At 46.7% G+C, this 8,062-nt stretch carries 5 protein-coding genes and 1 pseudogene; 2 read left to right on the plus strand and 4 right to left on the minus strand.

The features are described 5' to 3' along the window. Positions 1 to 49: 49 nt before the first annotated feature. The 4 genes from WBA23_RS21630 to WBA23_RS21645 form a co-directional block, all read right to left on the minus strand. The gene (locus WBA23_RS21630; RefSeq protein ID WP_424584361.1) at positions 50 to 1,801 is read right to left on the minus strand and encodes a sulfatase-like hydrolase/transferase; all 1,752 of its coding nucleotides are present in this window, start codon (positions 1,799 to 1,801) and stop codon (positions 50 to 52) included. Between the two features lie 131 nt (positions 1,802 to 1,932). Beyond that, a complete protein-coding gene (locus tag WBA23_RS21635; protein ID WP_424584362.1) occupies positions 1,933 to 2,502 on the minus strand; it encodes a gluconate 2-dehydrogenase subunit 3 family protein in 570 nt (189 codons plus the stop codon). A 17-nt stretch (positions 2,503 to 2,519) separates the two neighbouring features. Beyond that, complete coding sequence (locus WBA23_RS21640; protein ID WP_424584363.1) at positions 2,520 to 4,229, minus strand: GMC oxidoreductase; 1,710 nt, start codon at positions 4,227 to 4,229, stop codon at positions 2,520 to 2,522. Between the two features lie 112 nt (positions 4,230 to 4,341). Beyond that, positions 4,342 to 5,049 carry a YjjG family noncanonical pyrimidine nucleotidase gene (locus WBA23_RS21645; RefSeq protein WP_424584364.1) on the minus strand — a complete coding sequence of 236 codons (708 nt, stop codon included), beginning with the start codon at positions 5,047 to 5,049 and terminating at the stop codon, positions 4,342 to 4,344. Positions 5,050 to 5,191: 142 nt separating this feature from the next. Here WBA23_RS21645 and WBA23_RS21650 point away from each other — a divergent pair, with 142 nt between their 5' ends. Both WBA23_RS21650 and WBA23_RS21655 read left to right on the plus strand, forming a co-directional pair. Beyond that, positions 5,192 to 7,804, plus strand: a complete 2,613-nt coding sequence (locus tag WBA23_RS21650) for a PAS domain-containing sensor histidine kinase (RefSeq protein WP_424584365.1) — start codon at positions 5,192 to 5,194, stop codon at positions 7,802 to 7,804. A gap of 50 nt (positions 7,805 to 7,854) precedes the next feature. Beyond that, positions 7,855 to 8,062, plus strand: a pseudogene (locus WBA23_RS21655) (response regulator); the annotation flags it as partial.

Consider the following 8,062-nt stretch of genomic DNA (forward strand, 5'->3'; position numbering starts at 1 on the left):
ATAGCTTATCTGATATATGAGGTTGCTCACGTGATAGTCTTCGCTATTGCTACAAACTTCCCTCTATTACTTCACTAGGCTGGTAGCCAATACGATGAGCCTGTACTCTTATCGATTCATTCTCACTTAATGTAAAAGGGGCGGTATAAACTTTCCAAGAATCAGGCGCGATTTTATTAGAAACTAGTTGGTAACCAATATTTGCCCCGGGGGTTGAGCAGGAAATTGTGATCCGCTGATCCGCCGTAGTTATTACGGGTATAGCAGTTACTGGCTGCTCATTGCTGCCTTTCCAAAGTTGTTCTACCAGCTCTCGCTCCGGTAGGTTCGGCTGGTCGCCAATGGTTTCTAACCACTCATCTAATTCAAAACGCAAGGTTGCTAACTTTTCAGCATATTGCGGATCATCGGCGAGATTATGCAGTTCGTGGGGATCATTCTTACAGTCAAACAATTCTTCCGGCGGTTTGCCTTCTCGGAACCACTGTGCTTGATCTTCGTTGAGTGTACCCTCGGCATACATTTCTCGTAGCTGCTGCATGCTAGGTATTTGCTCTCGGTAGCTAATGGGAAGATAGTATCCTTGTTCAGGACGGTAGTTGCGAATGTATTTAAACTGCGGATCACGCACGGCACGAATAGCATCAGTAAACTCATCAAACCGATCAGCCGCCGCGTAAATATAGTCTCGTTTATCAGTCGCTTGGTGGTCACCCAAAAAGGCTTGACCGTGCAGATAATTCGGTGGATTAATACCTGCTAAAGATAAAACGGTTGGAGCAAAGTCAACGAAACTCAGCAGTTGCTTGTCAATACTTCCTGCTTTCCAACCTTTGGGAAAGCGAATAATCATCGGTGAGTTAAGTCCTGAATCGTAGATCAATCGCTTTTGCCGAGGCAGTGGCCCACCGTGGTCTGCATAAAAAAAGATAATAGTGCTGTCAAGCAGTCCATCGGCTTCTAACTGATCTAAAATAGCACCTAGCTGGCGATCCATTTCAGCAATATTGTTGTACATCTTCCATAAATCCCTACGCACCAATTCAGTATCAGGCAGGTAGGGTGGAATAGGAAAGTCTAAATCTTTGGGTACGTGTACCGTTGTTTCTTCCTCCCTCATCCGTCCCCTTCTGATATTATCGCTTCCGGCGTTTGTATCAAAAGTAGTATCACCCGAGTTATAATGTCGCTGTTCTATATGACGGAAACCATAAGGCTCGAACAAACCAGACTCGTGTGTTTCAGTAAAGTTAAAAATAGAAAAGAAAGGTTGTCCCTCATCTCGGTTTCGCCAGTGGGCAAAGGGGCCGGACTCATCCCAAGCCGTAACCGGTTCTTGAAATTGGTAATCCTTTTTAAGATTATTCGTACAGTAGTATCCATCTTCACGCAGTACCTGACTCATCATTTTTGCTTCAGGCGGCGGCACCGCTTCATAGGCAGGCAAACCAGTGAACTCTCGATGTGAACTAGTACGCATGTGATTAGCTCCAAAGCTAGAGGGGTATAAGCCCATAGCAATGGCCGCTCGGCTCGGAGCGCATACTCCGGAAGGAGAAAACAGATTAGGATACCGGATACCTTCGGCAGCCAGTCTACTCAAATTGGGAGTTTGAGTGGTAGAATCGCCAAAAGCCGGGATATAAGGTCCCATATCTTCGGTAACCAGCCAGAGAATATGAGGGCGAAAGGGAAGCTCATCATCAACCTCTGTAGTATCCTCCTTTGAGGTACCCGGTTGGCACCCAGTTACCAATTGGGATACTAGAAGACCTACAAGAACAAAGAGACTGTTGTGCATTTAATCGTGGAATATGATGTACCGAGACTTAAAACCGAGAAACCAACAACAAATTTAAAGTCTCGGAACAGTGCAGGAGCCTACATAAGGTGAAAATCTACCGGCTTTTGGTCGGTAGTGGTTATCATAGCTTACACTGCCCAAGCGCGACCTCCGGCTTCTTCCACTGATATACAGCCTTCGTAGCGGCCGGGTACGGGTACATGCTGAAGGACTTCAGTAGCTCCCACTTCGGAAGTACAGAAACCCAACAGCGTTAGCTCCTTCATGGTGCGAAAGAACGGTTTTGTTCCGTCTTCCTGCGGTTCCTGAGCGGCAGCTTCTAGCTTAGTAAGTAGGGCATCCATCTGCTCGGGTTCCAGGTCAGCAAAACCGTCGCTATATTCGCTTTGGCTCATTTCTTCTAGCTCAGTAATTCCCGCCACAAACTGCTGCTGTTCTTCTTCGCTGTAGATGTCTTTCATCATCAAATCAATGAATTCAGGAACACCTACGTCTTTGGCTCCAGGGGTATTGGTAGCGGGAATAATACGCTCGGCTACTTCAGAAACTACTGTGGCCTGATCTTCGGATAAAAATCCGGGCTGCCAGTTGAGTTCCTTTTTCGGAGTACACCCCTTCATTACGCCCAGGATAGCGGGAGCGGATAGGGCTCCGCCCATCATATAGCTAGCTCGTTTTATTGCTTCTCTTCTGTTCATGTTCGTTTTATTAGCGATCAAACATTCATTTTCTTAAGTTCTTTCACCGCATGGTCGGCTGCTCGGGCGGTTAGGGCCATGTATGTTAGCGAGGGATTCACACAAGCTGCCGAGGTCATACACGCTCCGTCGGTTACGTACACGTTGGGCACATCGTGCACTTGGTTCCACTTGTTCAGCACGGAAGTTTTCGGATCACGTCCCATCCGGGCGGTTCCCATCTCATGAATTCCCAGACCAGGCCAGCTTCCGCCATCGTAGGTTTGAACGTTTTTGAAACCGGCTGCTTCAAGCATCTCGGCGGCGGAGTTAGCCATGTCGGGGCGCATCGCCATTTCGTTCTCCTTAAACTCAGCATCAAAAATAACGGTAGGTTGCCCCCACTTATCGGTATTTTCGTAATCCAAGGTCATTTTGTTTTCGTGGTACGGTAGCGTTTCGGCGAAAGCGGTCATACCCATTTGCCAGGGGCCGGGTGTTACAATTTTTTCTTTCATACTCGCGCCAAAGCCCAATTCGGCCACCGCACTTTGCCAACTTTCGCGACTACCGCCACCCTGATAGCCAAAGCCTCGAACATAATCTTTCTGCTCACTGGCTTTGTCTAGGTTTCGGAAGCGAGGAATGTAAAATCCGGTAGGTTTACGTCCGTAGTAGTACTGATCGGCGAAACCATCGAAATCACCGTTCGCTCCGGTGCGGAAGTGGTGATCCATTAGGTTGTGCCCTAGCTCTCCACTACTCGCTCCAATGCCATCGGGGAAGGCATCCGACTTAGAGTTCATCAGAATAGAAGTAGATGGAATAGCTGAAGCACAACAGAACACAACTTTAGAGTAGAATTCCATCGCTTCGTTGGTTTCCCGGTCAAGTACATTTACCCCAATAGCTCTTCGTTTTTCTTTATCATAAATAATAGAAGTTACGATAGAATCAGGGCGCAACGTCATATTGCCGGTAGCGGCCGCAGCGGGTAGAGTAGCCGCATTACTGCTAAAGTACGCTCCGTAAGGACAACCCCGAATACAACGATTACGATACTGGCACTTGGTGCGTCCGTTGTGGTTTTGCGTCAAGTTAGCGGTTCGGCCCATCGTAACCACGCGTCCGCCGAAGTTCTCGGCTACTTTTTCACGGAAGTGCTTTTCCAGACAGTTAAAATCCATCGGTGGCAGGAAGTTTCCGTCGGGCAGTTGAGAGAGGCCTTCTTTCATCCCGTGAATACCGGCAAATCCTTCGGCGTAGGTATACCAGGGGTCAATTTCGGCGTAGCGAATGGGCCAGTCTACTCCGAAGCCATCGCGGGCGTTGGCTTCAAAATCCAGGTCGCTGAAACGGTAGCTGTGGCGGCCCCACATAATCGATCGTCCGCCTACGTGGTAGCCCCGCATCCAATCAAAGCGTTTGGTTTCTTGGTAGGGATGCTCACTGTCCTTTACGAACCAATGCTTAGTAGAGTCTCGCACCGTGTAGCCGGTGCGGCTCTGTTTAGGATAGTGTTCTTTTCTTTCTTCGGGTGACATGCGCTCCCGCTTGGGAAAATCCCAGGGTTCTTTCGTTGCTGTAGGATAGTCTTTCACGTGCTCCACCATACGACCGCGCTCCAGTACTAAGGTCTTTAGTCCCTTTTCACAAAGTTCTTTCGCGGCCCAACCGCCACTAATACCCGAACCGATGACAATAGCATCGTAGGTATTCTCTTCCATTCCTTTGGAATTTACGTACATACAAAGTTGAAATTTAGGTAAGTATTGAGATATTTTGCCCGCTTAATTTACAGTATTCGCGCCAATTAAAAAACGAGAACCATAAAATTAGCACTTGAGTAAGAGTATAATTTTAAAGAATGCCAATGAGTTCCCGAAGGGAGGTAATTTCGTGGGTGACGGTGGTCGTATGGTTTTTATTTCCAGGGTTAAAGTAGATATGATCAATCCCCGCATTCTGCGCCCCAAGAATGTCCGATTCCAGATTGTCACCAATCATAATACATTCTTCAGCAACGGTTGAGATAAGATTTAGAGCGTAATGAAAAATTCCTTCGTTGGGTTTACGGTAACCTGAATTATCGGAAGTAGTTACGGTTTGAAAGTACTGCGCTATGTTAGCGCGCTCCAGCTTAATAGCTTGCACATCGGAAAAACCATTGGTAACAATATGCAGCGGATAGTGCTGGTGCAAGTGATCTAATACTTCAACTGCATCGGCAATTACGTAGCCTTTGGTGGGACAGATAGCTAAGTAGTCTTCCGCTAAAGCGGGTGGCAAATCACTATCGTATGACACTCCCAGATCATCAAATACCATAATAAACCGTTCCCGCCGCAAGCGTTCCGAATTATACTCCCCCCGGTTGTATAAATCCCACAGGCGATAGTTCACCCGGTGAAAAGCTTGGCAGAATGCCTCCGCTGAAGCGCACCCCAGCCTTGTAAGCTGATGCGTTTGGTACAGGTCAACCAACGTTTCGGTAGCGCAACGCTCAAAGTCCCATAGCGTATGGTCAAGATCGAAGAGAATGTGGGAGTATTTTTTAGATTTTATCATTTATATTTGATATCATACTGTTTGGTATAGATAGCTATGGTAATAACCATAAAATTCTTATACTGCAATTAACTTAACATCACTCTTTTTATTAGGTTTATTTGCCGGACAACGGCCACCACAGCAAGATTTTTTAGTATTCATGATTAATACAGCCCAACCTAAGCAAGCTGAAAGGGCTTCTGAACGCCCACTGGAACTGTTAGTAGTGGTAGATAAGGAGTTTCGTATTCAATCGGCCAGCCAGTCATTTTACTACTTCTTTGACGAAACCCATAAGACCGCCGAAGGCAAACCTATTGACCAGCTTTCTGCGGAAGAGCAAAGTCTTAAAACTCTGGAAAAAAGATACCAGGAAGCACTACAAGACCCGGGTTACGTGGAAGGATTAGGGATAGAGTTGGATGAGATTAAAGCATCCGGCAAAAAATTGTGGGTAACGGCCCGGCATCTACTCTTGGAAGATATGCGTCCTAATCTGCTCCTGCTAATTTTTCAGGAGAACAAAGAAAGCGAGGCATCCGCCAACAAGATGCTCATGTTGGACGACAAGGATGCTTTCGATATGCAAGTCATTTTGGACGAGAACTTGCGGGTGCTCAGTGCCAACCAACGCTACTACGAATTTTTTGACACGAGCGACCGTACTACCGAAGGACGAGAGCTACAGCAGCTAGGAGCTCACCAGTGGGATATTCCGCAACTGAATGATTTGCTGGAAGAGGTTATCACCGATAAGCAGCCCTTTCAAGGGTTTGAAGTAGAATACGATTTTCCCCGAATAGGCCGAAAATCACTCCGACTAAAGGCGCAAACGCTGGTCAAGTTTGACGGCGAGCCCGACTTGGTGCTGCTTACCATGGAAGACCTGACCGAGCAAAAGGAGATTGAACGAGAGATTAAGCAATTACGTACCTCTCAAGAGCGCTACGAAGTAATTTTTAACAGTACCTACCAGTTTACCGGACTAATGGATCGGAACGGTAGACTACTGGAGGCGAACCAAACGGCTCTAGATTTTGCCGGTATTACGGTTGATGATATTTTAGACAGACGAGTTTGGGAAACCGCTTGGTTTCGAGAAGAAGACCGTAAGCAGCTACGACGGTCGGTTAGGCGGGCCGCGGCGGGCGAACTAGTACGTCATGAATTGAATATCCTGGGGCAGGATCAGCAAGAAGCTATCATTGACTTTTCTCTTAAGCCAAATTTAAATAAAAAAGGGCGGGTTCGATGGATTATTGCCGAGGGAAGGGATATTACTGAGAAGAAACAAATAGAAAGTAATCTAGAGCGTAGTAAGCAGCTCATCAATAGTATTTATGAGTCAGCCTCGGTAGGTATTGATGCCCTCACTGCGGTACGCGACGACCAAGGCGAAATTACTGATTTCATCTACCAGCGTACCAATCAGAAGAGCCAAGAAATAAACGGCCGGGGTACTACGGATATTACGGGTAATAGCTTGCTGGCTATGCACCCCGGGGTGAAACAGCAAGGCCTGTTTGAGACATACGTACAGGTAGCCGAAACCGGCGAAACGTTTCACGATGTTTTTTACTACGGTCACGAACACTTACAACTGTGGGTGGATTTAACGGTTTCTAAGTGGGGCGACGGAATACTGTTTACCTACAGCGATATTACCCGGCAGAAGCAGGCCGAGGAAAAAGTACAAAAGAGTGCCGACCTGATTGAAGCCGTCTTTAATGCATCTGATGCGGTATTACAACACTACGGAGCTGTACGGAATAAACAGGGCGAGATTGAAGATTTTGTGTATCTCAAAACTAATGAAAGAGCCTTGGAAATGGCGGGTATGACCACCGATGCCGATCTCACCGGTCAACGGCTGCTGAACGTGCGCCCCGAAGTAAGAGAAAACGGAGTATTTAACCTACTAAAAGAAGTAACTACTAACGGCCAACCCGCTCAACGAACCTTCGATAGTAATCAAGACGGTACTGACCGGTGGTTTCAAGCAAGTTACCTAAAGCTGGACGACGGCGTGATGGCAACCATTACCGACATTACCAAGTTAGCAAAGACTCAACAGCAACTGCGGCACCGTACTGAGGAACTGGAAGCTACCAATCGGGAATTAAGCTCATTTACGTACTCTATTTCGCACGACTTACGAACTCCCCTGCGGGCAATTGCCGGTTTTGCCAATATGCTACTGAAACGCAACAATGACCAGCTAGACAAAGAAGGAAAACGGCTACTAAAGGTGGTTACCGAAAATGTGAGTCGGATGGCTAAGCTCATCAATGACCTGCTACAGTTCTCTCATTTGGGAAAAAAACCGATGAACACCAAATCTCTTGATCTGAAGCCTATATTTGAGGCCTCGTTTAAAGAACTGAATGATTACGAAAATAGCGCTAGTCTGCAGATGCACTATTTGCCCACCGTAAAAGGCGACCGCGATATGGTACGGCAACTAGTTGAGAATCTTCTGTCAAACGCTATAAAGTTTAGCAGCGGGGTGGAAAACCCGCAGGTGGAAGTAGGGGAAGAACCCTCTGATGATACACATATCATCTATGTGCGGGATAATGGGGTAGGCTTCAATCCTGAGTACTACGATAAGCTTTTTGAGGTTTTTCAACGCCTACACCGAGATGATGAATTTGAAGGAACCGGGGTTGGGCTGGCCATCGTTCAGAAAATTGCGCAGCGCCACGGCGGCAAGGTTTGGGCGGAGAGTCAACCCGGTCAGCGTACTACCTTTTATTTTTCACTTCCTAAATAATACTGTATATTTATCCACATTTTTTATTTAGCCAAATTTTAAGGCAACTCATGAAAAAACATAGCGAAGTAGTGCTCATTGAGGATAATCCTCACGATGCCGAGCTAATAACTATGGTGCTTCAATCTAAAAATATTACTGCGGAAGTGGTTTGGTTTAAGGACGGAGAAGAAGTGCTACAAGCTCTGCAAAGCGGAATTTTACTAAATTATAATCCCAAGCTTATTCTTTTAGACCTCAAGCTACCTAAGGTAGAAG

The sequence above is a fragment of the Tunicatimonas sp. genome (genome assembly GCF_049647865.1).
In the GTDB taxonomy this organism is placed as follows: domain Bacteria; phylum Bacteroidota; class Bacteroidia; order Cytophagales; family Cyclobacteriaceae; genus Tunicatimonas.

Coding starts and splice junctions, on each gene's coding strand:
- WBA23_RS21630 (WP_424584361.1), bottom strand. CDS start 1,801: ATGCACAACAGTCTCTTTGTTCTTGTAGGTCTTCTAGTATCCCAATTG.
- WBA23_RS21635 (WP_424584362.1), bottom strand. CDS start 2,502: ATGAACAGAAGAGAAGCAATAAAACGAGCTAGCTATATGATGGGCGGA.
- WBA23_RS21645 (WP_424584364.1), bottom strand. CDS start 5,049: ATGATAAAATCTAAAAAATACTCCCACATTCTCTTCGATCTTGACCAT.
- WBA23_RS21640 (WP_424584363.1), bottom strand. CDS start 4,229: ATGTACGTAAATTCCAAAGGAATGGAAGAGAATACCTACGATGCTATT.
- WBA23_RS21650 (WP_424584365.1), top strand. CDS start 5,192: ATGATTAATACAGCCCAACCTAAGCAAGCTGAAAGGGCTTCTGAACGC.